Source organism: Massilia genomosp. 1 (assembly GCF_011682185.1).
Classification (GTDB): domain Bacteria; phylum Pseudomonadota; class Gammaproteobacteria; order Burkholderiales; family Burkholderiaceae_D; genus Telluria_A; species Telluria_A rubra.
The window spans coordinates 1-446 of record NZ_WHJF01000400.1; the positions used below are offsets into that span (position 1 = coordinate 1).

Annotated in this window: 1 protein-coding gene; it reads left to right on the forward strand. The window is 58.1% G+C overall.

The features are described 5' to 3' along the window. On the forward strand, positions 1-446 hold a 446-nt coding region (locus tag F1735_RS34280), incomplete at both ends, for an ATPase domain-containing protein (protein WP_308628306.1).

Consider the following 446-nt stretch of genomic DNA (forward strand, 5'->3'; position numbering starts at 1 on the left):
CAGCCAATGCGCAAGGCTTTGGCTGGGGAATCGATGAATTGCAGAAAAACAAGGAGCTTTACTTCGTCGATGCCCAGCCCGCGCCCGATCTGGTCCTAACCGGTAATTTCGATTTGAGCGGCATGCTGGCGGTGCTCGACGTGCAGGTCAAGGCACTCAAGGCTAAACGGGTGGTGGTCGATGCGCTCGATATCGTGCTGGCGCTGCTGCCCGATCCCATGTCGAAGCGGCGCGAGATTTACCGGCTACACGACTGGTTGCTGGTGAATGGCTTGACCGCCATTATCACGGCCAAGGCTGGCGGCGACGCGACCGGTGCAATGGTCGAGCAATCGCTCGGGTTCATGCAGTTCATGGTCGACTGCTCGATCCTGCTCAATCATGGCGTGGTCCTTGGCGTGTCTCAACGCAATATCCGCATTCAAAAATACCGCGGCGCGGTGTTC